Source organism: Stenotrophomonas sp. P5_A9, assembly GCF_056400525.1.
The window spans coordinates 1-25850 of record NZ_JBFULC010000047.1 but is presented as its reverse complement, the minus strand read 5'-3'; the positions used below and the strand labels follow the sequence as shown (position 1 = coordinate 25850).

Below are 25850 nucleotides of genomic sequence, written 5' to 3'. Positions count from 1 at the left end.
CGGCAGTCGTGGCCTAGCGCGCGCGGGTTCTGCGACAATGCGGCAGTGCGCCATCATGGCGCCCCGTATTGGAGATCGACCATGCTCGTGATCGGCGTTGCCGGGACCGAACTCACTGCCCAGGAGCGCGATTGGCTGCAGCACGACGCCGTGGCCGGCGTCATCCTGTTCAAGCGCAATTTCGCCTCGCGCCAGCAGGTCGCCGAGCTGTCCGCAGCGATCCGCGCCGCCGCACCGCGCCCGCAACTGATCTGCGTGGACCAGGAAGGCGGACGCGTGCAGCGCTTCCGCGAGGGCTACAGCGCGCTGCCGCCGTTGCAGGGTTTCGATGCCCTGTACCGGCAGGACCCGCAGGCCGCCCTGGCGCTGGCCACCCAGCACGCCTGGCTGATGGCCAGCGAAGTACGCGCCAGTGGCGTGGACCTGAGCTTCGCCCCGGTGGTCGACCTGGGCCGCGGCAACCTCGCCATCGGCGACCGCGCCTTCAGCGCCGATCCGCAGGTGGTGGCCGCCTTCACCCGCGCCTACATCGAGGGCATGCACAGCGTCGGCATGGCCGCCACCCTGAAGCACTTCCCCGGCCATGGCACGGTCCGCGAAGACACCCATGTCGATGATGCCTCCGACCCGCGCACGCTGGACGCACTGCGTGCACTGGACCTGGTGCCGTTCGCGGCCGGCATCGACGCCGGCGCCGATGCGGTGATGATGGCCCACGTGGTCTACCCGCAGATTGCGCCGGAACCGGCCGGCTACTCGCCGCGCTGGATCCAGCAGATCCTGCGCGGGGAGATGGGCTTCCGCGGCGTGGTGTTCTCCGATGACATCGGCATGGCTGCCTCGTTCTCCGCAGGCGGGGTGAAGGCGCGCGTGGACGCACACCTGGATGCCGGCTGCGACGTGGTGCTGGTCTGCCATCCCGAACTGGTCGAAGAATCGCTGCGCGCGGTCCAGCCGCGCACCCTCAACACCGCTGCGCTGATCGGTCTGATCGGTCGCGGCGCGCTGGGCTGGGACGGCCTGCTGGCCGATACCCGCCATGGCACCACCCAATCCCGTTTGCTTGACACCCTTGGAAGAACCGTCTGATGCCCAACCTCACCATTTCCCAGGCCCTGGCCCAGGCCGACCTGCTGGTCGACCGTCCCACCATCGACACGGCCATCGCCGCCATCGCCGACGCCATCGCGCGCGATTACAAGGGCGAAGTGCCGCTCTTCCTGTCGATCATGCACGGCGCGCTGCCGTTCGCCGGCCAGCTTGCGCTGGAACTGGGCGCGCGCGGTCAGGACGTGCAGTTCGATTACCTGCACGCCACCCGTTACCGCGGTGAAACCACCGGCGGCGACCTGGTGTGGAAGCACAAGCCGGCCACCGCGCTGTTCGGCCGTCGCGTGCTGCTGGTCGATGACATCCTCGACGAGGGCTACACCCTGCAGGGCGTGCGTACCTGGTGCCTGGAGCAGGGCGCCACCGACGTGCGCATCGCCGCGCTGACGGTCAAGCAACACGACCGTGCGCTGCCCGACGTCAAGGCCGACTACGCCGGCATCGACCTGCCGGACCGCTACGTGTTCGGGTTCGGCATGGACGTCAACGAAACGCTGCGCTGCGTGCCGGCCATCTATGCGATGAAGGAATGATGGAAGCGATTTCACTCGCCGTCATCGGCGGTACCGGCGTCTACAAACTGGCCCAGCTGGATGATGTCAGCAGCCACCAGGTGGAGACGCGCTACGGCACGCCGTCCGGCCCGATCCGGGTCGGTACGCTGCTCGGCCAGCGCGTGGCCTTCCTGGCCCGCCATGGCGAAGGCCATTCACTGCCGCCGCACAAGATCAACTACCGCGCCAACCTTGCCGCGCTGCAGCAGATCGGTGCCACACGCGTGCTCGCCCTCAACACGGTCGGCGGCATCACCGAACACTGCGGCCCGCGCGTACTGGCCTGCCCGGACCAGCTGATCGACTACACCTGGGGCCGTATCTCCACCCTGAGTGAAGAGCCGGGCAGCGAGGTCCTGCACGTGGACTTTGGGCATCCCTACACGCCGATGCTGCGCAGCAAGGTGTTGGCGGCGGCGAAAGTCACCGGCGTGCGCCTGCACGACGGCGGCTGCTACGGCGCCACCCAGGGACCACGGCTGGAAACCAACGCGGAAATTGCGCGGATGCGGCGTGATGGCTGCGATCTGGTCGGCATGACCGGCATGCCCGAAGCCAGCCTCGCCCGCGAGCTGGGTCTGGACTATGCGTGCCTGGCGATCGTGGCCAACTGGGCCGCCGGCTGTGGCGATGGCGATGAAATCACGATGGCCGAGGTACTGGCCAATGTGGACGCGGCGTCGGCCGGATTGCCGGAACTGATTGGCGAATTGGCACGGGGGTGATTGTCATTGCGGAGCAAGCTTTGCATACTCCGCCAGTGCGCTGGTTGAGCGTACACCACCCATTCATTGAAGAAGGTCTCGCATCACCATGCCGAACGGTACCGTCAAGTGGTTCAACGACGCCAAGGGATTTGGCTTTATTTCGCCGGAGGACGGCAGCGCCGACGTCTTCGCGCACTTCTCCGCGATCAACTCCAAGGGCTTCCGCAGTCTGCAGGAAGGCCAGAAGGTCACCTATGACGTGACCCAGGGCCCGAAGGGCGCCCAAGCCTCGAACATCGTGCCGGCGGCCGAGTAATTCATCGCGCTGCGCATTGAAAACCCCGCTTCGGCGGGGTTTTTTTTAGCTGTCGGCGGACCCACCGCTGCGCGGCAACCGGCATCGCGCGTGATGCCGATCACGAATAAGGACATCCATGTCATCACCACGACGGACCATCGCCATCGTCGGCTACGGCACGGCGGGACAGGCATTGGCGGTAGTGCTTTCACGCGACCATCACGACGTGCACGTCTTCGAGCGCGCAGCCGCACCCGGACCGGTCGGCGCCGGCTTCCTGCTGCAGCCCACGGGACTGGAGGTGCTGTGGCAGATGGACCTGCTGCCGCAGGTGCTGCACCACGGTGCCGCCGTGCGTCGCCTGTATGGCGACACGCCGTGCGGACGTACGGTGATGGAGATGGGCTATGCCACGCTGGACGCGCGCCTGCACGGCGTGGGCATGCAGCGTGGCGCGCTGTTCTCGCTGCTGGCGCAGGCCTGGGAGCATCCGGGCAACCTGCACGCCGACACCGCCATCGTCGACGTCGACACGACGCAGGGACGGCTGCGCGACGCGCGCGGCGTGTGGCACGGGCCCTACGATCTGGTGATCGCCGCCGATGGCGCCGGCTCCACGCTGCGCACGCACGTGCAGGGCACCCAACTGGACCGTGAGTACCCGTGGGGCGCGCTGTGGTGCCTGCTGCCGCGTGGCGACTGGGCGCATTACGAGGAACTGCGCCAGCGCTATGTGGCCGCGCGCAAGATGATCGGGCTGCTTCCCGTGGGCACGCGCCCCGGCGATGACGAGCAGCGCCTGAGTTTCTTCTGGAGCCTGCCGCGTGATCAGTTCGCGCAGTGGGAACACGATGGCCTGCAGCGCTGGTTGGACGAGATCGCCACGCTGTGGCCGCAGGCGCATGCGCGCCTGGACGGCGTGCGCGATGGCGCGCAGCTGGCGCGTGCGGGCTACCGTGACGCGGTGATGTCGCGCTGGAGCCGAGACCGGCTGGTGCTGGCCGGTGATGCCGCGCACGCGATGAGCCCGCAGCTGGGGCAGGGCGTGAACATGGCGCTGATGGACGCGTTGGCGCTGCGCGATGCGCTGCGCGCGCACCGCGACCGCGATGCCGCGCTGCAGGCGTACGTGGCGCAGCGCCGCGCGCATGTGGCCATCTATCACTTCTGGAGCCGCTGGCTGACGCCGTTGTTCCAATCCGATCGCGACACGCTGGCGCGTGCGCGTGATGTGTTGTTCAAGCCGATGGGCAACCTGCCGGTCGGTCGTGGTCACATGTTGCGCGTGCTCAGCGGCACCCAGCGTGGGTGGCTGGGCAAGCTGGGCCTGTCGCCCGGTTTCATCGACGCGATGGCTGCACAGGATGCTGCGCGCATCTGCTGATAACCCTTGATAGCGGTGCGCAGCGCGTCGATGAAGGAGCATTTAACATCCATTGACGGTGGACTCACCCCGTGTGTGCGACAAGTGACGGGTAGACGCGGCCTGCGTGCGGCGCCTGCGCCTACGGTCCTTGATGGGCCGATCGCACCCCCGAAGGAGAGTGACATGCTGTTCATGGCCGAAGTCCTGGATGCCGAAATCTGCAAGCTGCGCGGACTGTTGCAGATGCTGCACGAGGATCAGCCTGATGTGATGGACGATGTATTCGAGTTCCACGTCACCAGCCTCATCACCCATGCCGCGCCGGAGCAGCACCAACGCATCCGTACCGCCGCACACGACATGATGGCCGAGATCCTGCGCCAACCGGTGCGGCCCCGGCCCCACAAGGCCGACATCCGATTGATGCCGGACGTGCTCGTTCCCGCAATGTAATCGAGCGTAAGCCACTACCGTGTCGGTGGTGGCTTCAGCGTGCGTGCTATGCCGTGCGCGCCTGACGGGCGGGCAGGGTGATCGCCTCGTCTTCCACGCAGGCCACCAGCTGCTCGCCTGCGGCGAGCACCGGGGCGATACCCGCGGTAAAGCGCGACCACGCCGGCAATACGGTCAAGCGCTCGCGCAGCCAGAACGCGGGCCAGCGTCGCTGCATGCCCGGCAGGCGCGCCAGCGGATGGATGTGACCGCACAGCACATGCAGTGAGGGGTGCGGTTGCGGATCATGGCGCAGCAGGAAAGGGCCTGCCTGCAGGCGCTCACCCAGCAGTTCGATACCCAGGTCGGCCGTGGGCAGTGCGCGGTCGTGATTGCCGGCCAGCGCGCCAATCTGCAGCGCGCCATGTTGTTCGCGCCAGCCCTGCCACTGCCGATACCACGAGGTCCGATGGGCCACGCCATGCAGCACATCGCCGAGGATCCACAGCGTATCCACGTCGTGCCGATGCAGCAGCGTCGACAACCGCTGCAGGTCCTCCGCGGTGCCGCCGCTGGGCATTCCGATGCCCGCGCGCCGGAACACATCGGCTTTGCCCAGGTGCAGGTCGGCGATCAGCAGGGCTTTGCGCGCCGGCCAATACAGGGCGCGCGCGCCGAGCAGCAGCAGCGACTCACCGGCAAGGGTGGTCGGCAGTTCAGGGGCCATGACGTGTCTCCAGTTGCTGTGCAGCGCGCTGCACGCGGGTTTTCCAGTCTTCGTTGCTGAGCTGGCCGCGCAGGCGCTCGGCCCATAGCGGGAACGACAGTGGGCCAAGGCTGGGCGGCGACTGCAGGCTCAGTGTGCGCGTCTGGCAGCGCTGCAGGGTGGTGGCCAGGCTGTCCAGGTCCAGCTGTGCGTGCAGCACCTCGCGTTCGGCCAGGCCCAGCAGGATGTGGTCGGGATCGTGTTGACGCAGCACGTCGTACAGCAGACCACTGGATGCCTGCAATTGGCGCAGACTGCGCGGCGTGCGCCCGGGCAGTGCCGGCACCAGCATGCCCGAAACCCGCGCGATGTCGCGAAATTGTCGGCGTGCCAGCTCGGCCAGGTTGAGGCTGTCGCGCAGGTCCTCGAACAGATTCGCCGGCTGCAGCAGGTCGCGCACCCGCTCGGCGTCCAGTTCGATCGCGCGGGCTGGCGACAACACGAAGCCGTAATCGTTGGCGGCGTAGCCGAAGGTGTTGGGCTGCTGCCGGGCCAGGCGCATCGCCATCAGCGCGGCCAGCCCTTCATTGGTCTGGCGGCCGGCGAACGGGTACACGAACACGAACTGGCCTTCGCGCCGACGCACCATTTCCACCAACAGCCGCGACGGCGCAGGCAGCACCGACAAGCGCGACTGCAACGCCAGCAGCGGCGCCAACCACTGCATCTCCGGCGACTGCACGGGGGCGTCGAACACGGCCTCCATTTCATGCCCCAGCGCATCGGACAGCGGCAAGCGGCCGCCCTGCCAGCGGGGCACCAGGCCGTCGCCGCCCTTGGCCAGGCGCACATACGCGGTGAGGTTTTCCAGCCGCACCAGTTCCAGCAGGCGTCCGGCGAACTGGAAGCGATCGCCCGGCCGCAGTCGTCCCAGGAACTGTTCTTCCACCGCGCCCAGCCGGCCGCCGCGCAGGAACTGCACCATGACGCTGCCATCGCTGGTGATGGTGCCGATGGACAGGCGATGGCGCAGCGCGACGCGCCGGTCGTGCACGCGGTACACGCCATCCTCGTCGCGCACCACTTTATGGAAGTCCGGGTACTGCGCCAGCGCGCGGCCGCCCTGCACGATGAAGTCGAGCACGCCCTGCCAGTGTGCATCATCCAGCGAAGCGAACGCGTGGGTGCGGCGGACCTGTTCGTACAGCGCATCGGCCTGGAAGCCACCGCCGAGCGCGCAGCTCACGCAGTGCTGGGCCAATACATCCAGCGACAGCCGCGGGGGGCGCCGTGCTTCGATCACCCCGGCGGCCAGCGCGCGTCGTGCCGCCGCATACTCGACCAGTTCCAGCGCATGCGAGGGCACGCAGACGATATGGCCCGATTCGCCGGGACGGTGGCGGGCGCGGCCGGCGCGCTGCAGCAGCCGTGCGATGCCTTTCGGGCTGCCGATCTGCAGCACCTGGTCCACCGCCGGAAAATCCACGCCCAGGTCCAGGCTGGAGGTGGCCACCACGCAGCGCAGCCGCCCGTCACGCAGCCCCTGCTCAACCTCGCGACGCAACGCCGGGTCCAGCGAGCCGTGATGCAGCGCGAGCGTGGCCGGGTCTTCCGGCCACACCGCCGACAGCGCCTGGTGCCACAACTCGGCCTGCGCGCGGGTGTTGGTGAACAATAGGCTGGTGCCCACCAACAGCAGTTTTTCCAGCACCCGCTGCAGCTGCGACAGCCCGAGGTGGCCGGCCCAGGGGAAGCGTTCACCGTGCGCGGGCAGCAGTGTTTCAAGGCTGACCGGACGCGGTCTCGCGCCCGCCACCAGGGGGGCATCGGGCACATCGGGCAGCAGYACCTCGCGGGCCTCGTCCAGGTTGCCCAGCGTCGCCGAYAGCCCCCACAGCTGCAGCGCGGGCAACGCATCGCGCAGCCGGCGCAGGTTCAACTGCAGCAGCACGCCGCGCTTGTTGCCCAGCAGTTCGTGCCACTCATCGACCACCACGCTGCGCAGCTGGCGCATCTTCGCCATGCCGTCGGGATAGCTGAGCAGCAACGCCAACGATTCGGGCGTGGTCACCAACACATCCACGCGCCCCTCGCGCGCCAGCCGTTTATCACGGGCGCTGGCGTCCCCGGTGCGCAGGCCGACCTGCCAGTCCAGGCCGAGGCCAGCCAGCGGCTCGCGCAACGCGCGCGCGGTATCGCTGGCGAGCGCGCGCAGCGGGGTGATCCACAGCACCTGCAGCACCGGCACCGGCGTGCGCGCGCGCCCGGCAACGGTGACGGGCAGCGGGTCGGCCAGTGCCTGCAGCAGCGGCCCGCCGAACATGGCCAGGGTCTTGCCGCTGCCGGTGGGCGTGTGCAGCAGGCCCGAGGCGCCGGACAGGTAGTGGCGCCACATCGCCTTCTGGAACGGCAACGGCGCCCAGCCGCGGCTGGCGAACCACGTGGCCAGTGTCGCCATCGCCTCGCGTCGGGTCACCGCGCCAGGGCCTGCAGCTGCGCCAGGGTATCGGCCTCGCTGGCCGGCTTGTCCTGCCGCCAGCGCAGGATGCGCGGGAAGCGCACCGCGATGCCGGACTTGTGCCGGCTGCTGCGATTGACCGCTTCGAAGCCGAGTTCGAACACCTGCTCGCCGCGCACGCTGCGCACCGGGCCGAAGCGTTCGACGGTGTTGGCGCGGATCCAGCGATCCAGCGCGAGGATCTCCTTGTCGTCCAGGCCCGAATAGGCCTTGGCTACCGGCACCAGCTTGTCGCCGTCCCACACGCCGAAGGTGTAGTCGGTGTAGAGCGTGCTGCGCCGGCCGTGACCGGCCTGGGCGTAGATCATCACCGCGTCGATGGTCAGCGGATCGATCTTCCACTTCCACCAGTCGCCGCGCCGCCGACCGCTCTGGTAGATCGAATCGTGGCGTTTGAGCATCAATCCTTCCACACCGCGCTCGCGGGCCAGCGCGCGCTGTGCGGCCGCGGCCGGCCAGTCCGCAACGGAGACGGACGGAGAGAGCACGATGCGCGGATCGTCCAACGCGGTAAGCAGCGCGGCAAGCCGCGCGCGGCGCGCGTGCAGCGGTTGCGTGCGCAGGTCCTGTCCGTCGGCTTCGAGCAGGTCATAGGCCAGCACCCGCACCGGTGTGTCGCGCAGAGTCTTCGGCCCCGGCTTGCGGCGCTGGATGCGCGTCTGCAGGGCGGTGAACGGCAACGGCTGGTCGTCGCCCTCGCGCCAGGCGAGCAGCTCGCCATCGATCACGCAGCCATCGGGCAGCGCCATCGCCGCCGCTTCAATCTCCGGGAAGCGGCCATCCAGCCGCTCTTCGCCGCGCGACCACAAGGCTGCCTCGCCCTTGCGTCGCAGCAGCTGCAGGCGGATGCCGTCCCACTTCCATTCCAGGGTCCACGCCTCGATCGGGCCGAGGCTGTCGACCTCGGCTTCCAGTGGCGAGGCGAGGAAGAACGGATACGGTTGCTGGCGATCCTCCGGACGTTCTTCGGGCGACAGCAGTGCCGCCAGCAGTCCGGGCGAGGGCACCCATTCGCCAAGCATGCGCTGGGCGATGCGGGCGATGTCGATGCCCGACAATTCGGCCAGGGCCTGCTGCACCACGCGCTGTGACACACCCACCCGCAGCGCGCCGGTCAGCAGTTTGTTGAACACCAGCCGTTCGCCTGCAGGCAGTTGACGCCAGCCTGCCACCACCGCCGCCCGCCGCACCGCTTCGTCCTGGTTGGCCACGGTGAGCAGATGCGCTTCGATCCATTCGGCCAGGGGCCGGTCGGCGCTGCGTTCGGGCGGATCATCGAGCAGCAGGGTCAGGGTCTCGGCAAGGTCGCCGACCTGGTCGTAGCTGTCGTCCACCAACCACGCCGGCAACCCGGCCGCCTCGCCGATCCAGGCGCGCAGTTCGCCGCTGGCCGCGATCTTCCGCCGTGCGCCGCCGACCTTGCCGCCACTGAGCAGGTACAGCGCCCAGGCCGCATCGTGCGGGCGCGCATCGCGGAAGTACGCCACCAGTGCGGCGCGCTTGTCCAGCGTCGCGGTGCTGCGGTCCAGGCGCTGGTAAAGCGCGGCGAAGGCCCTCATTCCTCGCTCCCGAAATCGGTGCGGAAGGCTTCGGCGGCCACCCCACGCTCGCGCAGGAACGGAATCAACGCATCGGTGTTGCCATGGGTGGCGATGACGCGGCGCGCGCCGGTCTGTTCGATGGTCTGCAGCAGTGCGGGCCAGTCGGCATGATCGGATACCACGAAGCCACGGTCGTAATTGCGCCGCCGCCGGTTGCCACGCAACCGCATCCAGCCCGAGGCGAAGCCCAGTTGATGCTTGCCGAAGCGGCGCAGCCATGGGGTGCCCGCCGCCGACGGCGGGGCCAGGATCAGCTTGCCGGCGGCATCGGGTTCGCGGCCCTGTTCGGCCACGGTATGCGTCTCCAGCATGGCGATGCCGGCCTGCCGATAGACCGCCACGCCATTGGCGATGGCCCCGTGCAGCCACGCGGGCTGGTCGTCCAGCGGCAGCAGTTCGGCCAGCACCCGCTGCGCCTTGCCCAGTGCGTAGCAGAGCAGGATCGCCGCCTCGCCACGCGCGGCGCATTCACGGCGCCAGGCCACGATCTCCGCGGCGACCTCGGCGGTGTCCTGCCAGCGGTAGATCGGCAGGGCGAAGGTGGCCTCGGTGATGAACACATCGCACGGCACCACCTCGAACGGTGCACAGGTGGGGTCGGGCTGGCGCTTGTAGTCGCCCGAGGCGACCCAGACCTGGGTGCCATCATCGATGCGCACCTGCGCCGACCCCAGCACATGCCCGGCCGAGTGCAGTGACACCTCGACATCGCCCAACCGGAACGCGCGGCCGTAGTCGTAGGCCTGCAGCGGCACATCGCCCAGCCGCCAGCGCAGGATCGGCACGCTGTCGGTGCTGCAGTAATACTCGCCCATGCCGCTGCGCGCGTGGTCGCCGTGGCCGTGGGTGATCACCGCGCGCGGCACCGGTCGCCACGGATCGATGTGGAAATCGCCGGCGGGGCAATACAAGCCCTCCGGGCGCAGCACCACCAGATCGTTGTTCGTCGTCGTCAGGCTCATGCGTGGCACTGTGCCGCCGCCCTCGTGCAGGAGGTGAGAATCCGCCTGAACGGCCGCCTGCACGCCGATGCGGCAGAATCGGGCCAACCCCAGGCCAGGAGGCCGCTGCGATGACGTCCGTATTGCCCGCGTTCGATACCCACGAGGTGTTCAACCAGCCACCGCCGTTCAGTGGCCGCAACCTGTGGGCCGACGACGTGGCCTTGGCGGCGGCAGTGGAGCGCGAAGGCGGCGGTGCGTTCATTACACGGCTGGCGCAGTACGGCGCGCTGGCCGGCGATCTGCTGTATCAGCTCGGCTTCGATGCCAACCGTGATCGCCCACGGCTGCGCACCCACGACGCGCAGGGTCACCGCATCGATACGGTCGAGTTCCATCCTGCCTACCATCGGCTGATGGACGCGGCCAAGAGCCACGGCGTGGCCGGGCTGTCCTGGTACGACGGCAGTGCCGGCGCACATGTCGCGCGTGCGGCGCTGAGTTACCTGCACCACCAGGCCGAGGCCGGCACCAGCTGCCCGCTGACCATGACCCACGCCGCGGTCGCGGTGCTGCGCCAGGACCCGGCGTTGGCCGAGTGGGCCGACAAGGCGGCGGCCCCGCATTACGACCCGCGCGACGTGCCGATCGCCGACAAGCACGGCATCACCCTGGGCATGGGCATGACCGAAAAGCAGGGCGGGTCGGATGTGCGCAGCAATAGCACGCGCGCCGAACCGCAGGCCGACGGCAGTTATCGGCTGGTAGGGCACAAGTGGTTCTTCTCCGCACCGATGTCCGATGGTTTCCTGGTGCTGGCGCAGGCACCCGGCGGGCTGAGCTGTTTCCTGATGCCGCGCCGCCTGCCTGACGGCAACCGCAATGCGTTCCGGCTGATGCGGCTGAAAGACAAACTGGGCGACTGGTCCAACGCCTCCAGTGAAGTGGAACTGTGTGGCGCCTGGGCGCAACGGGTCGGGGAGGAAGGCCGTGGCGTGGCCACCATCATCGGCATGGTGATGATGACCCGCCTGGATTGCATGCTGGGTGCTGCGGCGGAAATGCGCATGGCGTTGGCGCAGGCGCTGCACCACGCCCGCCATCGCGACACCTTCGGCAAGCGCCTGTGCGAGCACCCGCTGATGGCCAACGTGTTGGCCGACCTGGCGATCGAATCGGAAGCGGCGACGACCTTTGCGATGCGCGTGGCGCGCGCGGTGGACCGCGCCGGCAGCAGTGCCGAAGAGGCCGCGTTCGCGCGCATTGCCACGGCGGTGGGCAAGTACTGGGTATGCAAGCGCGCGGCGGTATTCGTCAACGAGGCGCAGGAGTGCCTGGGCGGTGCGGGCTACGTGGAGGAATCGATCCTGCCCCGGTTGTACCGACAGGCACCGTTGAACTCGATCTGGGAAGGCAGTGGCAACATCCAGTGCCTGGACGTGCTGCGGGCGTTGTCACGCGAGGCGCAGGTGCTGCCGGTGCTGGATGCCGAGCTGGGTGGCGTGCTCGGCCGCGAGCCGGCCTACGACATGGCCCTGCAGGCGCTGCGTGCCACGCTCGCGGGAACGCCCTCGGAGACGCAGGCGCGCAGCATCACCGAGCGGCTGGCGCTGCTGCTGCAGGCGGCCACGCTGCTGCGCGCGGACAGCCCCAACGCGGCGGCATTCATTCGCTCGCGACTTGGCGGCGAGCACGCGCTGGCCTTCGGTACCCTGCCAGCGGATCTGGATTTTGCCGCGGTGCTCGCCCGGGCGCTGCCCTGAGTAAACGAAAAACGCCCCTTCAGGGAAGGGGCGTCCTGGTCACGCGTGCGCGGTGACTCAGTGCTTGGCTTCGTTGGCGTTCTTTTTCGCTTCGTCAGCGACGTCGCGCGCCTTGTCGGCAACCTTCTCGGCGGCATCGGCAGTGGCGCCACTGGCGTGGGCGGCGGCATCCTTGGCGGCGTCCTTGGCTTCGCCTGCGGCCTCGGAAGTGGCGGCGGCGGCGCGGTCGAGTGCCTGCTGGGTGTCGGCGGCAGCGTGTTCGGAGGCAGCGGCGGCCTCATCGGCGGCGTTGCGGGTCGATGCAGCGGCCTTGTCGACGGCTTCGCGGGCAGCCGCATTGGCGCTGTCGGCGGCCTGCGCAGCGTCCTGGCGGGCCTGCTCGGCTTCGGGACCCTTGCAGGCGGCCAAGCCGAGCAGCAGGGAGGCGGCCAACAGGGAGGTTGTCAACGGACGGATGGTCATGGCGCTCTCCAATACGGGAATCGTAGGGGAGGCCAGCCTATTCATCCGCGCGTGAAGGCAGGGTCGCTACCTGCTGCCTGTTACTGGTCGGCGCGTGGCAGCCACCAACAGTTGGTCAGCGCCGTAGTCGCCGACGCGACAGCCACTAATCGTTGGCCTGCATACCGTAGCTGCGACCGTTGGCCTGCATACCGTAACTACCGACCGTTGGCCTACATACCGTAGCTACCGACCGTTGGTCGGTAGAAAAAGAAAAAGCCGCTGGCGAACCAGCGGCTTCTTCAGACTTGCTTGAAGAAAGAAGTTATTACTTCTTGGCTTCTTCAGCAGCGTCCTTGGCCTGCTCGGCGGTGGCTTCACCGGCCTTGGCAGCGTCGGCAGCGGTGCCGGCAGCAGCGTCGGTGGCAGCGCCAGCAGCCTGGGCAGCGGCGTCAGCCGAAGCGTCAGCAGCGGTGGTGGCGGTGTCGGCGGCAGCCTGGGCAGCGTCGGCGGTCTGGGCGCCAGCAGCAGCGGCCTGGTCGGCAGCGACCTGGGCGTCAGCGGCAGCTTCGTTGGCCGAAGCAGCAGCGTCAGCAGCCTGTTCCTGCTTGGAGCAGGCGGTCAGAGCCAGGCCCAGGGCCATCGCGATCAGCAGCTTGTTGATGCTCATTTGTGTGAATCCTCGTCGTTAGATTAGGCAACGCGCTATTGCGCGCCCGGCAACATGATGACAAGCCACGATTGGCTGTCAAGCGATCGCGCATTCATTTTTGCGAAATACGCGTTAATTTCAATCAAATCAATTCGATGGCAATGGCCGTAGCTTCGCCGCCACCAATGCAGAGGGTAGCGATGCCGCGCTTTCCGCCGCGCTTGCGCAAGGCGTTCACCAGGGTGACCACCAGACGCGCGCCGGAAGCGCCGATCGGATGGCCCAGTGCGCAGGCGCCGCCGTTGACGTTGACCTTCGCGTGCGGGATGCCCAGTTCGCGGATTGGCGCCATGGCCACCACGGCAAAGGCCTCGTTGATCTCTAACAGGTCGACCTGATCCAGGGTCCAGCCGGTTTTTTCCAGCAGTTTCTGGATCGCACCGATCGGGGCGGTGGTGAACCACTCCGGCGCCTGCGAATGGGTGGCATGGCCGACGATCCGGGCCAGCGGCTGCACGCCACGCGCGTGGGCGTCTTCTTCGGTCAGCAGCACCACGGCCGCAGCGCCGTCGGAGATGCTCGACGAACTGGCGGCGGTCACCGTGCCGTCCTTCTTGAAGGCCGGGCGCAGGGTCGGGATCTTGGCGATATCCGAGCGGCTCGGCTGCTCGTCCTGGTCGAAGGCGACCTCGCCCTTGCGGGTGGTCACCGTCACCGCGACGATTTCATCGGCGAACGCGCCGCTGGCCTGCGCGGCCTGCGCACGGCGCACCGATTCGATCGCGAAGGCATCCTGGTCCTCGCGGCTGACCTGGTACTTGTCCACCGCACATTCGGCGAACTCGCCCATGGCCTTGCCGTCGTAGGCGTTGACCAGACCATCGTGGGCCATGTGGTCGATCGCCTGGAAATTGCCGAAGCGGGTGCCGGTGCGCGAGTTGGGGATCAGGTGCGGGGCATTGGACATCGACTCCATGCCGCCGGCCACCACGATGCTGGCCGAGCCGGCCTTGATCAGGTCATGCCCGAGCATGATCGCCTTCATGCCCGAACCGCACACCTTGTTGAGCGTGGTGGCGCCGGTGGAGACCGGGATACCGGCGGCGATCGCGGCTTGGCGGGCCGGCGCCTGGCCCAGGTTGGCCGGCAGTACGCAGCCCATGATCACTTCAGAAACATCCGCGGCCGGTACCCCGGACTGCTGCAGCGCCGCGGCAATCGCGGTGGCGCCCAGGGTAGGGGTGGGCACGCCGTTGAACTGGCCCAGGAAGGAACCGATGGCGGTGCGTTTGGCAGCGGCGATGACGATGTTGGACATGGCAATCTCGTTGGTGCGTGAGCGATATGCGAAATGGGAGCGCGGGCATCAGGACCCGGGGCGCTTCCCGGCAGACTGCGTGGGGTGGCCCAGTATAGGGGGTCGCGCTTTACCACCGGGGTCGGCTGGCCAGCGCCGCGCAGGCGCAGGCCAGAGTGGGACGTACGCCATTGGCGGTGCCGTGTTTTCCCGGCACACTGCGCAGCACCGGCCGGCTACGCAGGCATGGCACTTGCCGCCGGTCAGGTCCAGGAGGACCGACCGGGCGGGAGATTTCACACGTCAATGGGGATGCAAGGATGAACAAGGCAGTATTGGGGCGGTCTCTGCTGGTCACCGCGATGGCTGCGGCGCTGGGCGCCTGCGGTGGCGGTGGCGGTGGCAACAACGTGCGGATCGACCCACCACCGACGACACCGCCGCCGACCACGCCACCACCGACCACCCCGACGCCGCCCAAGCCGCTTGAGCCTGCGTTCGACGCGCATCTGACCATCACCCAGGCCGGCGCCGCGCGCACTGCCGGGCTCGATGGTACGGGCGTGCGCATCGGCGTGGTCGATTCGGGCGTCATGCGCAACCATCCGGCGCTGGCCGGGCGGGTGCTGGCCAACTACAGCTATGTCGATTCGCGCACCAACAACCTCAACATCGATGACGTGGTCGGCCATGGCACCGCCGTAGCCGAACTGGCTGCGGGCAAGGCGGTGGGTTCCTGGCAGGGCGGCATCGCGCCGGGCGCGCAGATCGTCTCGGCGCGGATCATCGCCGACACCCGTCCGACCGATGACGGCAGCGGCAACGGCAACGAAGTGAACGGCGCGCTGGGCCTGGCCGGGGTCCATCAGGACCTCATCACCCAAGGCGTGAAGGTGATGAACAACTCCTGGGGCGGTCTGTACTGGACCAACACGTCCGCGACCGCGCCGATCGCACAGGAATACCGGCCCTTCATCCTGGGCAACGGCGGGCTGGTGGTGTTCGCCACCGGCAACGAAAGCAAGCCCAATCCGTCCAGCATGGCGGCGCTGCCGAGCCAGCCYGGCCCGGCCGGCACGCTGCCGGCGGCCGACCTGGAACGCGGCTGGCTGAGCGTGACCGCGGTGGATTCGACCGACCCGAGCAAGCTGGCGTCCTACGCCAACGCCTGCGGCGTGGCTGCGCGCTACTGCCTGGCCGCGCCCGGTGCGGCGGTCTACGTGGACCCGGCCTACACCACCGGCACCCCGAAATACCTGTGGAATTACGGCACGTCCTTCGCCGCGCCGCTGGTGTCCGGCGCCGCTGCGCTGGTGTGGCAGAAGTACCCGTATTTCAGCAACGACCTGGTCCGCCAGACGCTGCTGGGCACCGCCACCGATCTGGGTGCGGCGGGCGTGGACAGCACCTTCGGTTACGGCCTGCTCAACATCGCCAAGGCGATCAACGGGCCGGGGCGATTCGACTGGGGCAACACCACCGTGGATGTCAGCCAGACCGGGCTCAACTCGGTGTGGAGCAACAACATCACCGGCAGCGGTGGGTTGATCAAGCAGGGCGCCGGTGCGCTGGGCCTGTCGGGCACCAACACCTACACCGGGGATACGCGTATCGAGCGGGGAACGGTGGCGTTGCGCGATGGTGGCTCGATCACGTCCAACGTGGTAGTCGTCGCGCAGAGCGGCAGCCCCAATCTGGCGGCGCTGCAGTTCCTGTCAGGCAACGCACGGGTCAAGGGCAACGTCGACAACGGTGCGTCGGTGATCGTGCGCGAAGCCAATGTCACCGCCACCATCGAAGGCAACTACGTACAGCGCTCCACGGGACAGCTGATGATTGCGCTGGGTTCAAATCCGCTCAACATCACCGGTACCGCCACGCTGGCGGGCAATGTCTATGTCGATGCCATCCTCAGTGGCTATGTGCCGCAGGATGGTCGTACGCAGCGCGTGCTGCATGCCGACCAGGGCGTCATTGGCACCTTTGCGGGCGTCACCCACAATCTCAGCCAGTCCACGACGCTGCTGCAGATGTCGCTGACCCATGCGAGCAACGATGTCACCCTGACCACCGACCGGATCAGTGTCACCTCGGCGAGCCTCAACGCCGGCCTGGGCGGCACCGCATTGGCGTCGGCAGCCCGGGTGGAGTCGGCTTTCGAAGTGCTCGACGGTGGCGGTCTGGCCGGCAGTGCCTTCGCCGACGGCGCAGGCGAACTGCAGCGCGTGCAGGGCGACCAGGCGCTGCAGGCCAGCCTGGACAGCCTGTCCGGCAAGGCCCACGCGCTGGCCACGGCCGCCACGTTCGACAGCATCGATCTCAACCGACGTGCATTGTCGGCGCGCTTCGGCCAGGTGCAGGGCGCGCCGCGCCTGCGTGGCGCCTGGCAGAGCCAGTTGGGCGAAGCCGGGCAGGGCAGCTTCTCGGCCAGTGGCGCCGATACACGCGGCTGGATGATGGGCCAGGACATGGCGTTGGGCAGCAATGGCGTGATGGGCTTTGCCTTCGGTGAAACCCGCACCCACAACAGCCGCGACTGGGGCAGTGATCGTGGCCGCGATCGCCAGTCGCAGGCGCAGCTGTACGCCGGTTGGAACGCCGGCCGCGCCTACGCGCTGGGCCAGGTGGGTGCCGGTCAGTTCACTCGCGAAATCGATCGCCAACTGCTGCTGGGGGCCGGTCAGTACGGCGTCAACGCCCGTTATGGCGGCAGTTTCAGCGCGGCCAGCGTGGAAACCGGCTATCGCTTTGGCGGCGACCGTGCGTCGCTGACGCCATACCTGGGCGCGGATTACTCGCGCGTGGACAGCGACCGCTTCACCGAGCAGGGGGGCCTGGGCTTCGGCCTGCGTACCGAAGGCAACCTGAGCACGCGCAGCCAGGCACTGGCCGGCGTCCGCGCCGAACGCCAGTGGGGCCGCTGGTCGCTGCGCGGTTATGCCGAATGGCAGCAGTTGCTGTCCAGTGATGGCCTGACCCAGGACGCCAGCTTCGTCGGCGTGGACGCCTGGGCGCCGCTGGCCGGCCTGCAGCCGGCGCGCTCGGGCGGTCTGTTCGGGCTGTCGGTCGAATCCTGGCTGAGCCGCAACACCCGCGTGTCGTTCGGCTACGACCAGCGCTTCGGGCCGCGCGGCGACCTGAGCCAGGTCGCGCTGCGCTACTCGGCAGCGTTCTGACCCACCGCGTGCCGGTGCCAACACGGGCCGGCACGCGGTTGTCTCACACGAAGAAGGGCGCGATTGCATCGCGCCCTTCTTCATGGGTGTCGCCGTCGCGCGCGATCAGTTGCYGCGCAGCGTCCCCAGTCGTGGCCGGGTGYGACCCAGCGGCATCTTCAGCTTGCCGATCGACTGGATGCGCGTTTCGGCGATCTGGTCGGCCGCGCGCTGTGGGGCGATGTTCTCGCTCTGGGACAGCGCGAAGATCCTGCCAAGGTTGTGGTAGATGCTGCGGATCAGGCGCATGGCGCGCTCGCGGTTGTAGCCGTCGATCTCCAGCGAAACGTTCATCACGCCGCCGGCGTTGACCGCATAGTCAGGGGCATAGAGGATGCCGCGCGCATGCAGTTCATCGCCTACTTCCAGGCTGGACAGCTGGTTGTTGGCGGTGCCGCAGACGATCCGGCACTTCAACCGCGGAAGCGTCTGCGGGTTGATCGCGCCCTCCAGCGCGCAGGGCGCGAACACATCGGCGTTGACGTCGTAGATGTCGTCCGGCTTGACCGCCTCGGCACCGTACTCGGTGACCGCGCGGTCGACCAGTGCGCTGTTCAGATCGGTGACGAACAGCTTGGCGCCGCGATCGCGCAGCAGCTTCACCAGTTCCATGCCGATGTGGCCCAGGCCCTGCACGGCGATGCTGGCCTTGCCGACTTCTTCGTGCCCCAGCTTGTGCTGCATCGACGCCATCAGCGCCTGCAGGGCGCCATAGGCCGTGAACGGCGCCGGGTCGCCCGAGCCGCCATGGACCTGGTGTACGCCGGTGACGAACTCGCTCTCCAGGTAGATGTTTTCCATGTCGTTGACGTCGGTGCCGACGTCCTCGGCGGTGATGTAGCGACCGCCCAGCGAATCGACATAACGCCCGAACGCACGGAACAGCACCTCGCTCTTGTCCTGGCGCGGGTCGCCGATGATCACCGCCTTGCCACCGCCCACGTTCAACCCGGCCAGTGCGTTCTTGTAGGTCATGGTGCGGCTCAGGCGCAGCGCGTCGGCCAGTGCATCGTCGGTGCTGGCGTAAGGGCGCATGCGCACGCCGCCCAGGGCCGGGCCCAGGGTGGTGTTGTGGATGGCGATGATCGCCCTCAGGCCGGCATCGCGGTTGTGGCAGAACACCACTTGTTCGTGACCGGAAGTTTCGAGGGTTTCAAATAACATGGCGACTCCGATGGTGCGAACGGTGGCGAACGGCGGCGAACGAACCAGCAAAAGGTGGGTTGCAAAACAAAAAAAGCGACTTCGTCTGATCGGGTGACGGGTCGCGCGGCGCCATTCTAGAGCATTCCGACGGAGGGTGTTGTCAGGGTTCAGGATGGGCCGCTGACAGGCGTCGACCCAGGCGTCAGTGGGGCAGGTCATTAAAGTTGCTGAAGATCAGGCCGATGCCGTGGCAACGGTGCGCAGTACCAGCAATGCCAGGACGGACGACGTGGGTGCAGTGGCGACAATACAGAGACGGTATCGGCCAGGACGGCGGCACGGATGAGCATGCTCGTGATGGTGGGGGCAGGGCTGTTGGGCGCCGGTGCGCTTGCGCTGGGCATCGTGCGCTGGCGTGCCGCGCGCTGTCCGGAAACCGGCACTGAGTGGCTGACCGCAACGGGTGACCGCTCGGGGAACGCCTCGGCGGCGTCGCCGGGGCGCGGCGAGGTGCCGGCCACGGCGCTGCTGCAGTCGGGGCTGCATGCGCTGGCCCTGGTCTCGCGCAGCGGTGACGCGGATGCGACGCCCGGGCCGGGCGATCCGGCGCTGCATGCGGCGGTGGTGGCCGCCCTGGAACAGCGCGACTGGTCGGCCCGGCATCTGCCGCGGCGCCCGCAACTGTTGCCGCAGCTGATCCAGACGGTCAACGACGACGATGCGTCGGCGCGCGCGATGGCCGCCATCATCGGGCAGGACCCGGTGTTGACCGGCAACCTGCTGCGCATCGCCAACAGCCCCGTCTATCGCCTGCAGGCCAAGCCGGTGGACAGCCTGCAGCGGGCGGTGACGTTGGTGGGGACCGAGGGCATCCGCCAGATCATCAGCGCGGTGCTGGTGCAGCCGGTGATGCAGCTGCACTGCGAGGCCTTCCCGCAGTTCGGCACGGTGATCTGGGAGCATGCGCTGCTGGCCTCGCGCGCGGCCGCCGATCACGCGCGGCTGGTGACCCACGAAGATGCGTTCGCCGCGCAGTGGCTGGGCCTGACCCAGGGGCTGGGGGCCGCGCTGGTGATGCGCCATCTGCTCGATGCCTGCGCAGGGCAGGACGGGGCGGCACCCTCGCGCGCGCTGGCCGCGCAGTTGCTGGATGCCTGGACCCTGCCGGTGGCCAGCCGCATCGCGGCGGCTTGGGAATTGCCGCCTTCGGTGCATGAAACGTTGCTGCGCGGCGGTGACGATGCGCAGGCGGGGTTGTCGGCCAGCCTGCGCTTCGCACGGGCGGCCGCGGCGGCCAGCCTGCTGTGCCGGCACGGCAGCATCGGCCAGGCCCAGGCGCTGGCGATCCTGGAGCAGCAGCACGCCACCCCGGCGCACGCGCTGCAGTGGATCTGGCGGCGTCTGCACGGGCGCGCGGTGGAGACGCTGGACGTTGATGAGCCGATCGAGGTCTGAGCCGTGCAGTCGGTGAGGGGTGCCGGGCGCGCATGGCCCTGCTGCCCGGAGCCAGCGCTTGCCACGCATGGCGTGGCACTACCGGCGGTGCTGCTGATGGATTGACGGAATGCGGGTGTAAGCGCCGCGCCATGCGTGGCCGCCGTTCAGCGCCCGCTTACAGCTGTGATTCCAACGGCAACCAGCTGATCGCCCGCGCACTGGCGCGCAGCCATAACGAGGTGTCCGGTTCGTGGTCGAGGAGCACCGGCGGTTGTGCGGCACGGTCCAGCCAACGCACCCGGTCCTGCGCATCCAGGGTCACCCAGTAACTCTGTTTCGGATCGGCCAGCCGCAGGTATTCCGCGCGCAGCTGCGCGGCGAGCACCGCATCGTCGAACAGCACGCCCATCTCGGTGTTGAGATACGCCGAGCGCGGGTCCAGGTTGAACGAGCCGACGAAGCCGCGCCGATCATCAAGCATGAACGCCTTGGTATGCAGGCTGGCGCCGCTGCTGCCGAACAGCCCGCCGTTGCCGGCAGGGGTGTGCGCCTTGAGCTCGTACAGGTGCACGCCGCTACGCAGCAGTGGCGCGCGATAGTGCATGTATCCGCCATGCACGGCGGCCACGTCGTTGGCAGCCAGCGAGTTGGTCACCACCCCGACCGTGGCGCCACGCTGGACCATCGCGGCCATGCCTTCGGTACCTTCCTCACCCGGTACGAAATAGGGCGAAATCAGCAACGCCTTGTGCTCGGTGGCCTGCAGTTCGCGCACCAGCCGGGTGACCAGCCAGTTGGCCTGGTCGTCGCGGCGATGCTTCATCGGTGGATCGGAGGCGATCTCCACCGTCGTCGACCAGTGCAGGTCCACCGTATCGCGGTAGTAGGAGTGCGCAGACTGCGATTGCTCGACCCGGCGCAGGTAGGGCTGCGCGGCGGTGAGCTTGGCCTCGTGCGCGGATTCGCGCACCAGCAGGCGCAGCTGCGCCGGGGTGTAGAACGCCAGCGCGGCGATCGGCACCGCGGTCTCGCTGTTCCAGTACGCATCGAAGATGTCATTGGCCTGGGACACGGCCTTGCCGGCGACGAGCAGGTCGAGGTCGCGGAAGTTCACATCCGCACGCGCGCTGAAGTACTCCTCACCAATGTTGCGGCCGCCGACGATCGCGATCCGGCCATCGGCGATCCAGGACTTGTTGTGCATGCGATGGTTGACGCTGAAGAAGCGCTGCACCATCTCCACCAGCCGCCACAGGCCGTTGCGGTTGCGGAACGGGTTGTACAGGCGGATTTCGATGTTGGGGTGCCGGTCGAGCGCCATCATCAGCGCATCCTTGTCCTGCGCGTTCATGTCATCAAGCAGGATGCGCACGCGCACGCCGCGTTCCGCGGCCTGGTACAGCTCCTGCGCCATCAGGTGCCCGACCATGTCGTCGTGCCAGATGTAGTACTGCAGATCCAGGCTGCGCCCGGCGTGGCGGGTGATCACCGCGCGGGCCGCAAAGGCGTCCAGGCCATCGGCCAGGAAGGCCACGCCGGACTGGTCGGGATGCTCGGCCTGCAGCCGTACCAGTTCGCGATCGATGGCGGTCTGGCCGGGCTGCGGCGGCAGCACGGTGCTGTGCGGGCCCATCGCCTTGGGGGTGAGATGGTCGGCGAGCAGCAGGCCACTGAGCACCAGCAGCACCAGCACGGCCAGTACGATTCCCAGCCAGCGCAGCACCCGGCGCCAGAGCGGCTTTTTTTCAGTCATGCGCCGATGCTAAGCGGGCGCGGCGTGCACTGCGAGTGCAGGGCCGCGCGATACGGCTCAGAAGCGTTCGTCCGGCGCCAGGTAGCGCCACTGGCCCGGGGCGAGTTTGCCCATGGCGACGCGGCCGATCCGCAGGCGCCGGACGCTGATCACCTCCAACCCGACCTGGCGGCACATGTCGCGCAGCTGGCCCGGTTGTACCGGCTTGATGGCGAAACGCAGGCGGGTTTCGTTCTGCCAGCTGACCTTGCAGGGGGGCAGTGGCCAGTTGCGGAAGCTCAGGCCGTGGGCCAGGCGCTTCATGCCGTACGGAACCAGTTCGCCGCTGACTTCGACCAGGTATTCCTGTTCGAGCGTGGCGCCGCGATCCTTGAGGTGCGAGACGACGCGGCCGTCCTGGCTGACCACGACCAGGCCGCTGTCTTCGTCGGCCAGCGGCATGACCAGCTGCAGGGCGTGGAAATGGCGCTGCAGGAGGGTGACGCCGGTGGCATCGAGGTCGCTGCGGCTGTCGGGGGTGACCAGGGCGCTGAGTTCGTCGGCGCGCATGCCGGCGGGCTTGTGCAGCAGCATGCTGACGGTTTCGGTGCGGGTGGCCTCGGCGTTTTCGCGCAGGACGATGGTTTCGTCGGTGACCAGGGTCTGGGGTTGTTCGACGACCTTGCCGTCCACGGTCACCCAGCCGCCTTCGATGTAGCGCTGGGCGTCGCCACGGGAGCAGCCGATCAGGCTGGTGAGGCGTTTGTCGAGTCGGATCGGGTCGGTCATCGGGGCTTGGGAGCCTACACGGACGTACTTGCGGCGTGTCCCGCCAACCTACCCACGCCAGGCCCTCACACTTGGCAGGGGGCCGGGGGAATGGAGAAAAGCGGGCGCCTGACGCCGGATACACATCCCTGCCCAAACACGGGGATCAGGGGGTGTGGTGCGGTTGAATTGTGGAAGAGCAGCCGACCAACGGTCGCTCTACCTGGCGCCATGCTGCCGACCGACGGGCCAGGTCAACCGGTAGTGCCGTCCAGGTGGGTCAGATACAGGCGCAGGTCGAATTCGAGCTGGTGGTAGTCCGCTTCCATGTGTGTGCAGAGCTGGTAGAAGGCCTTGTTGTGGTCCGATTCCTTCAGGTGCGCCAGCTCGTGCACCACGATCATCTTCAGGAACGGCGCTGGCGCCTCGCGAAACACCGTGGCGATGCGGATCTCGCGGCTGGCCTTGAGCTTGCTGCCCTGCACCCGCGACACGGTGGTGTGCGTGCCCAGCGCGTGCTTGAGCACCTGCAGCTTGCTGTCATAGATCACCTTGGACAGCGGCGCCGACTGGCGCAGATAGCGTTCTTTCAATCCCTGGGTGTAGTCGTACAGCTGCCGGTCGTTGCGCACCGTGTGCAGGTCCGCGTAGCGGCGCTGCAGCCACGGGCCCAGCCGATCGCCCGCAATCAGCTCGCGGACCTGCTGTTGCAGGGCCTCCGGGTAGCCGGCGAGGTACTTCAGGGCGGTCATGGACGACGGTTGGGGCGGAGCGGGCGGACCAGTATGATGGCCTCCGGAATCCCGCAACAACAGATGCTAGGCGTATGGCGAAGGCAAATCCCCTGCAGGAGCAGCTGCTCAAGGCCGGGCTGGTCAAGAAATCCCAGGTCTCACAGGCCGCCCGTGAACAGGTCAAGGCCCGTCACGGCAAGGCCCCGGTCGCGCCCAGCGAAAGCCAGCGCGAGGCCGATCGGGTACGCGCCGAGAAAGCTGAACGCGACCGCGCGCTTGAAGCCGAACGCAAGGAAAAGGCACGCGCCCAGGAACTCCAGGCCCAGGTCCGGCAGATCATCGACACCCACAAGGTCAAGCGCGACGGCGAGAGCGAGTACCGTTTCAACGATGGCACCGTCATCCGCACCCTGCTGGTCAACGCCTCCCTGCGCAGGCAGCTGGCGTCGGGCGCGCTGGTCATCGTCCGCTTCGGCGACGGCTTCGAACTGCTGCCGCGCGCGGCCGCTGACAAGGTGCGCGAACGCGATGCCAGCGCCATCGTGCTCGACAACGCCCAGCCCGGCACCGAGCCGAGCACCGGCAACGCCGAGGACGATGCCTATTACGCCCAGTTCCAGGTGCCCGACGACCTGGTCTGGTAACGCCCGGCTGAAGCATTCACGCGGCCGTCGCCGCGTTCAGCCATGCGTCGGCCCCGGCCCAGGGCGCAGGTCTATGCTGGGCGTCTGACACCGGCATGGGAGACACATCATGGCGACAGGTTGGGCAGGCGACGGTGCGGTCCAGGACCAGATCGACGCCACCGTCGATGACGCCATCCAGCGCGCCCGCGCGCAACTCAAGCAGGGCCCGGGATTGACCCACTGCGAACACTGCGACGCGCCCATTCCCGAGGCGCGGCGCAAGGCCGTGCCGGGCGTTCGTCTGTGCGTGCGCTGCCAGGAAGAAGAGGACGCCGCCCAGCACGAAAGCGGCGGCTACAACCGACGCGGCAGCAAGGACAGCCAGCTGCGCTAGGGGCCGGACGTTGGCCGATACGCTCAGCCGTCGCCCTGGATCCCGCCCGGCGCCTGCGATGGATCGCGCCAGYGGCGCACCGTGCGCTGGAAGAACATGTTGTTGGGGATCTGCAGCACCGTGCCCTCATGACCGCCATCGGTTTCCTGCAGGGTGGTGTAGATGAGGTTGACGTCGATCACCCGGCCCTTGAGCCCGGGCTTCTCGCCGTTCTCCAGCAGTTCGATGTAGTCGTGCAGGCGGAACGGGCGGGTGGTGAAGATCAGCAGCGTGCAGAAGATGTTCGACAACACGCTCCAGGCGGCGAAGAACGCCACCGCACCCACCGCGGCGAAACCGGTGAAGGCGGTCCACAGCACCGAGGCCGACGCGCCGACGATGCTCAGCACGATCAGCACCGCGCCGAAGTTGATGATGAAGCTGCTGATGCGGCGCGCGCCCATCACCATTTCCGGCGGCAGGGTGTAGTGCTCGCCGAGGCGGCGGATCAGGCGTCGTGCGAGCAGGCGCAGCAGCCAGGCGGCCAGCACAGTGAGCAGGATCTGTACGGCGGGAATGCCGTACTGCAGCCACGGGTGGGTCCAGGTGGGCAGGTGGTCTTTCATGTGCAGCATGGATCCTTGCAGCGATAGTGCAGTAAACGCCTATCTTAATGCGCGGGCCGCAAGGTTTTCGTCAATTGCAATCAGACCAGCCGATGCGCTTCCAGGCGTGCGATCAGCGCCGATACGCACAGCGGCGCATGCTCGGCGTACTGCACGCACAGGTCCGGCTGCGGCGGGATCGACAGGCGGATCGTCACCGGGCTCCATGGCAGGGTGCAGCTGCTGGCCAACGACAGCAGCAGGACAAGGCAACTGGAGGACATGACGGGTTCCTTGGCGATGGCCGGTGGGGTACGCAGGCTTGGATGCGGCCAGGCCGAAAAAGGTTTAGAGCTGCGACGTAAAAAATGGTTCTTCTCCCATTTGAGGGAGCGTCCCGTTGCAAGAGATGTTGCAGCGTGAGCACGACGCTGCGCGTGTGGCCGGGCAGTGTTCGGCGACGTGTGGATCGGTTGGTGTCTTCGTTCTGGGCTACCGCGAGCGGGAGGGCCCCGTAGCGGCCGGTAGGTCCCTGGCGCAAATGTCCCCCGGCCGCGTGGCGGCCTCCTCCTTGATTTTGCCCAAGGGCCTACCGGCCGCTACGGGGCTCGGCGTGCGGTGCGGAGGTGGAAGCCAGGCTTTTCCGTCGCTGGTCGGTGGGTCGGGCGCTGGGCGCCCATGCCCTTTCCGGCGAATGTCCTCCGGCGTCGGCCTGCGGCCGCCCCCTCCCCCTTTATTTCGCCTCCAAGGGCATGGGCGCCCAGCGCCCGACCCACCGACCAGCGACGGAAAAGCCTGGCTTCCACCTCCGCACCGCACGCCGAGCCC

General features: G+C 68.0%; 24 protein-coding genes. 11 read left to right on the top strand and 13 right to left on the bottom strand.

Annotated elements, in window-relative coordinates; genetic code table 11:
- Window positions 1–81: 81 nt before the first annotated feature.
- The 6 genes from nagZ to AC1DR7_RS14730 all read left to right on the top strand — a co-directional run bounded on the left by nagZ (window position 82) and on the right by AC1DR7_RS14730 (window position 4488).
- Window positions 82–1089, top strand: coding sequence for a beta-N-acetylhexosaminidase (nagZ, locus tag AC1DR7_RS14755; protein ID WP_478052701.1), 1008 nt, complete (start codon window positions 82–84; stop codon window positions 1087–1089).
- Window positions 1089–1643 carry a hypoxanthine-guanine phosphoribosyltransferase gene (locus AC1DR7_RS14750; RefSeq protein WP_312236549.1) on the top strand — a complete coding sequence of 185 codons (555 nt, stop codon included), beginning with the start codon at window positions 1089–1091 and terminating at the stop codon, window positions 1641–1643. The genes nagZ and AC1DR7_RS14750 overlap by 1 nt, the downstream gene beginning before the upstream one ends.
- Window positions 1643–2389 carry an S-methyl-5'-thioinosine phosphorylase gene (locus AC1DR7_RS14745; RefSeq protein ID WP_256775852.1) on the top strand — a complete coding sequence of 249 codons (747 nt, stop codon included), beginning with the start codon at window positions 1643–1645 and terminating at the stop codon, window positions 2387–2389. The genes AC1DR7_RS14750 and AC1DR7_RS14745 overlap by 1 nt, the downstream gene beginning before the upstream one ends.
- 88 nt (window positions 2390–2477) lie before the next feature.
- Entirely contained in the window at window positions 2478–2687 is a 210-nt protein-coding gene (gene cspE, locus AC1DR7_RS14740; RefSeq protein WP_256775853.1) for a transcription antiterminator/RNA stability regulator CspE, read from the top strand.
- 118 nt (window positions 2688–2805) lie between these two features.
- Entirely contained in the window at window positions 2806–4053 is a 1248-nt protein-coding gene (locus AC1DR7_RS14735) for an FAD-dependent oxidoreductase (RefSeq protein WP_457318306.1), read from the top strand.
- Between the two features lie 165 nt (window positions 4054–4218).
- Window positions 4219–4488 (top strand): hypothetical protein, encoded by a 270-nt coding sequence (locus AC1DR7_RS14730; RefSeq protein ID WP_457318305.1) that lies wholly within the window; start codon window positions 4219–4221, stop codon window positions 4486–4488.
- Between the two features lie 46 nt (window positions 4489–4534).
- Here the strand turns inward: AC1DR7_RS14730 and pdeM are convergent, their stop codons facing one another.
- From pdeM to AC1DR7_RS14710, 4 genes are read right to left on the bottom strand one after another with little or no spacing between them, the layout of a single operon-like run.
- Window positions 4535–5194, bottom strand: a complete 660-nt coding sequence (gene pdeM, locus AC1DR7_RS14725; protein ID WP_457318304.1) for a ligase-associated DNA damage response endonuclease PdeM — start codon at window positions 5192–5194, stop codon at window positions 4535–4537.
- The gene (locus AC1DR7_RS14720) at window positions 5184–7631 is read right to left on the bottom strand and encodes a ligase-associated DNA damage response DEXH box helicase (protein ID WP_457318309.1); all 2448 of its coding nucleotides are present in this window, start codon (window positions 7629–7631) and stop codon (window positions 5184–5186) included. The genes pdeM and AC1DR7_RS14720 overlap by 11 nt, the downstream gene beginning before the upstream one ends.
- A gap of 14 nt (window positions 7632–7645) precedes the next feature.
- Window positions 7646–9250 carry an ATP-dependent DNA ligase gene (locus AC1DR7_RS14715; protein ID WP_457318303.1) on the bottom strand — a complete coding sequence of 535 codons (1605 nt, stop codon included), beginning with the start codon at window positions 9248–9250 and terminating at the stop codon, window positions 7646–7648.
- Entirely contained in the window at window positions 9247–10254 is a 1008-nt protein-coding gene (locus AC1DR7_RS14710; protein ID WP_457318302.1) for a ligase-associated DNA damage response exonuclease, read from the bottom strand. Before AC1DR7_RS14710 ends, AC1DR7_RS14715 begins: the two co-directional genes overlap by 4 nt.
- Before the next feature lie 110 nt (window positions 10255–10364).
- Here AC1DR7_RS14710 and AC1DR7_RS14705 point away from each other — a divergent pair, with 110 nt between their 5' ends.
- A complete protein-coding gene (locus tag AC1DR7_RS14705; RefSeq protein WP_457318301.1) occupies window positions 10365–11996 on the top strand; it encodes an isovaleryl-CoA dehydrogenase in 1632 nt (543 codons plus the stop codon).
- 57 nt (window positions 11997–12053) lie between these two features.
- Here the strand turns inward: AC1DR7_RS14705 and AC1DR7_RS14700 are convergent, their stop codons facing one another.
- From AC1DR7_RS14700 to AC1DR7_RS14690, 3 genes are all read right to left on the bottom strand, one after another.
- Window positions 12054–12458 (bottom strand): hypothetical protein, encoded by a 405-nt coding sequence (locus tag AC1DR7_RS14700; protein ID WP_256775860.1) that lies wholly within the window; start codon window positions 12456–12458, stop codon window positions 12054–12056.
- Between the two features lie 307 nt (window positions 12459–12765).
- Window positions 12766–13107 (bottom strand): hypothetical protein, encoded by a 342-nt coding sequence (locus tag AC1DR7_RS14695; protein ID WP_256775861.1) that lies wholly within the window; start codon window positions 13105–13107, stop codon window positions 12766–12768.
- 124 nt (window positions 13108–13231) lie between these two features.
- A complete protein-coding gene (locus AC1DR7_RS14690) occupies window positions 13232–14407 on the bottom strand; it encodes a thiolase family protein (protein ID WP_457318299.1) in 1176 nt (391 codons plus the stop codon).
- Between the two features lie 299 nt (window positions 14408–14706).
- On the opposite strand from AC1DR7_RS14690, the gene AC1DR7_RS14685 reads away from it, so the two are divergent.
- Window positions 14707–17562: a S8 family serine peptidase gene (locus AC1DR7_RS14685; RefSeq protein WP_457318298.1), complete on the top strand. Its 2856-nt coding sequence runs from the start codon at window positions 14707–14709 to the stop codon at window positions 17560–17562.
- A gap of 105 nt (window positions 17563–17667) precedes the next feature.
- Here the strand turns inward: AC1DR7_RS14685 and AC1DR7_RS14680 are convergent, their stop codons facing one another.
- Window positions 17668–18765, bottom strand: coding sequence for a Glu/Leu/Phe/Val dehydrogenase dimerization domain-containing protein (locus AC1DR7_RS14680; RefSeq protein WP_478076532.1), 1098 nt, complete (start codon window positions 18763–18765; stop codon window positions 17668–17670).
- Between the two features lie 339 nt (window positions 18766–19104).
- On the opposite strand from AC1DR7_RS14680, the gene AC1DR7_RS14675 reads away from it, so the two are divergent.
- Window positions 19105–20202 carry an HDOD domain-containing protein gene (locus AC1DR7_RS14675; RefSeq protein ID WP_457318308.1) on the top strand — a complete coding sequence of 366 codons (1098 nt, stop codon included), beginning with the start codon at window positions 19105–19107 and terminating at the stop codon, window positions 20200–20202.
- 157 nt (window positions 20203–20359) lie between these two features.
- On the opposite strand, the gene AC1DR7_RS14670 is transcribed toward AC1DR7_RS14675, so the two are convergent.
- The 3 genes from AC1DR7_RS14670 to AC1DR7_RS14660 all read right to left on the bottom strand — a co-directional run bounded on the left by AC1DR7_RS14670 (window position 20360) and on the right by AC1DR7_RS14660 (window position 23436).
- A complete protein-coding gene (locus tag AC1DR7_RS14670; RefSeq protein ID WP_478051230.1) occupies window positions 20360–21937 on the bottom strand; it encodes a phospholipase D family protein in 1578 nt (525 codons plus the stop codon).
- 57 nt (window positions 21938–21994) lie between these two features.
- Complete coding sequence (locus tag AC1DR7_RS14665; RefSeq protein ID WP_256775867.1) at window positions 21995–22705, bottom strand: rRNA pseudouridine synthase; 711 nt, start codon at window positions 22703–22705, stop codon at window positions 21995–21997.
- Window positions 22706–22938: 233 nt separating this feature from the next.
- Window positions 22939–23436 carry a YgjP-like metallopeptidase domain-containing protein gene (locus AC1DR7_RS14660; protein WP_457321406.1) on the bottom strand — a complete coding sequence of 166 codons (498 nt, stop codon included), beginning with the start codon at window positions 23434–23436 and terminating at the stop codon, window positions 22939–22941.
- Between the two features lie 74 nt (window positions 23437–23510).
- Here AC1DR7_RS14660 and AC1DR7_RS14655 point away from each other — a divergent pair, with 74 nt between their 5' ends.
- The gene (locus AC1DR7_RS14655; RefSeq protein ID WP_457321408.1) at window positions 23511–24062 is read left to right on the top strand and encodes a DUF2058 domain-containing protein; all 552 of its coding nucleotides are present in this window, start codon (window positions 23511–23513) and stop codon (window positions 24060–24062) included.
- 109 nt (window positions 24063–24171) lie between these two features.
- Window positions 24172–24438, top strand: coding sequence for a DksA/TraR family C4-type zinc finger protein (locus AC1DR7_RS14650; protein WP_256775870.1), 267 nt, complete (start codon window positions 24172–24174; stop codon window positions 24436–24438).
- A gap of 23 nt (window positions 24439–24461) precedes the next feature.
- Here AC1DR7_RS14650 and AC1DR7_RS14645 read toward each other — a convergent pair whose 3' ends face one another.
- Window positions 24462–25052, bottom strand: coding sequence for a mechanosensitive ion channel domain-containing protein (locus AC1DR7_RS14645; RefSeq protein ID WP_478076531.1), 591 nt, complete (start codon window positions 25050–25052; stop codon window positions 24462–24464).
- Window positions 25053–25123: 71 nt separating this feature from the next.
- Window positions 25124–25306, bottom strand: coding sequence for a hypothetical protein (locus AC1DR7_RS14640; RefSeq protein WP_256775872.1), 183 nt, complete (start codon window positions 25304–25306; stop codon window positions 25124–25126).
- Between the last annotated feature and the right edge of the window lie 544 nt (window positions 25307–25850).

Coding starts and splice junctions, on each gene's coding strand:
- AC1DR7_RS14650 (WP_256775870.1), top strand. CDS start 24,172: ATGGCGACAGGTTGGGCAGGCGACGGTGCGGTCCAGGACCAGATCGAC.
- AC1DR7_RS14695 (WP_256775861.1), bottom strand. CDS start 13,107: ATGAGCATCAACAAGCTGCTGATCGCGATGGCCCTGGGCCTGGCTCTG.
- nagZ (WP_478052701.1), top strand. CDS start 82: ATGCTCGTGATCGGCGTTGCCGGGACCGAACTCACTGCCCAGGAGCGC.
- AC1DR7_RS14665 (WP_256775867.1), bottom strand. CDS start 22,705: ATGACCGACCCGATCCGACTCGACAAACGCCTCACCAGCCTGATCGGC.
- AC1DR7_RS14705 (WP_457318301.1), top strand. CDS start 10,365: ATGACGTCCGTATTGCCCGCGTTCGATACCCACGAGGTGTTCAACCAG.
- AC1DR7_RS14660 (WP_457321406.1), bottom strand. CDS start 23,436: ATGACCGCCCTGAAGTACCTCGCCGGCTACCCGGAGGCCCTGCAACAG.
- AC1DR7_RS14750 (WP_312236549.1), top strand. CDS start 1,089: ATGCCCAACCTCACCATTTCCCAGGCCCTGGCCCAGGCCGACCTGCTG.
- AC1DR7_RS14675 (WP_457318308.1), top strand. CDS start 19,105: ATGGTGGGGGCAGGGCTGTTGGGCGCCGGTGCGCTTGCGCTGGGCATC.
- AC1DR7_RS14745 (WP_256775852.1), top strand. CDS start 1,643: ATGGAAGCGATTTCACTCGCCGTCATCGGCGGTACCGGCGTCTACAAA.
- AC1DR7_RS14670 (WP_478051230.1), bottom strand. CDS start 21,937: ATGACTGAAAAAAAGCCGCTCTGGCGCCGGGTGCTGCGCTGGCTGGGA.
- AC1DR7_RS14710 (WP_457318302.1), bottom strand. CDS start 10,254: ATGAGCCTGACGACGACGAACAACGATCTGGTGGTGCTGCGCCCGGAG.
- cspE (WP_256775853.1), top strand. CDS start 2,478: ATGCCGAACGGTACCGTCAAGTGGTTCAACGACGCCAAGGGATTTGGC.
- AC1DR7_RS14655 (WP_457321408.1), top strand. CDS start 23,511: ATGGCGAAGGCAAATCCCCTGCAGGAGCAGCTGCTCAAGGCCGGGCTG.
- AC1DR7_RS14730 (WP_457318305.1), top strand. CDS start 4,219: ATGCTGTTCATGGCCGAAGTCCTGGATGCCGAAATCTGCAAGCTGCGC.
- AC1DR7_RS14640 (WP_256775872.1), bottom strand. CDS start 25,306: ATGTCCTCCAGTTGCCTTGTCCTGCTGCTGTCGTTGGCCAGCAGCTGC.
- AC1DR7_RS14700 (WP_256775860.1), bottom strand. CDS start 12,458: ATGACCATCCGTCCGTTGACAACCTCCCTGTTGGCCGCCTCCCTGCTG.
- AC1DR7_RS14690 (WP_457318299.1), bottom strand. CDS start 14,407: ATGTCCAACATCGTCATCGCCGCTGCCAAACGCACCGCCATCGGTTCC.
- AC1DR7_RS14715 (WP_457318303.1), bottom strand. CDS start 9,250: ATGAGGGCCTTCGCCGCGCTTTACCAGCGCCTGGACCGCAGCACCGCG.
- pdeM (WP_457318304.1), bottom strand. CDS start 5,194: ATGGCCCCTGAACTGCCGACCACCCTTGCCGGTGAGTCGCTGCTGCTG.
- AC1DR7_RS14735 (WP_457318306.1), top strand. CDS start 2,806: ATGTCATCACCACGACGGACCATCGCCATCGTCGGCTACGGCACGGCG.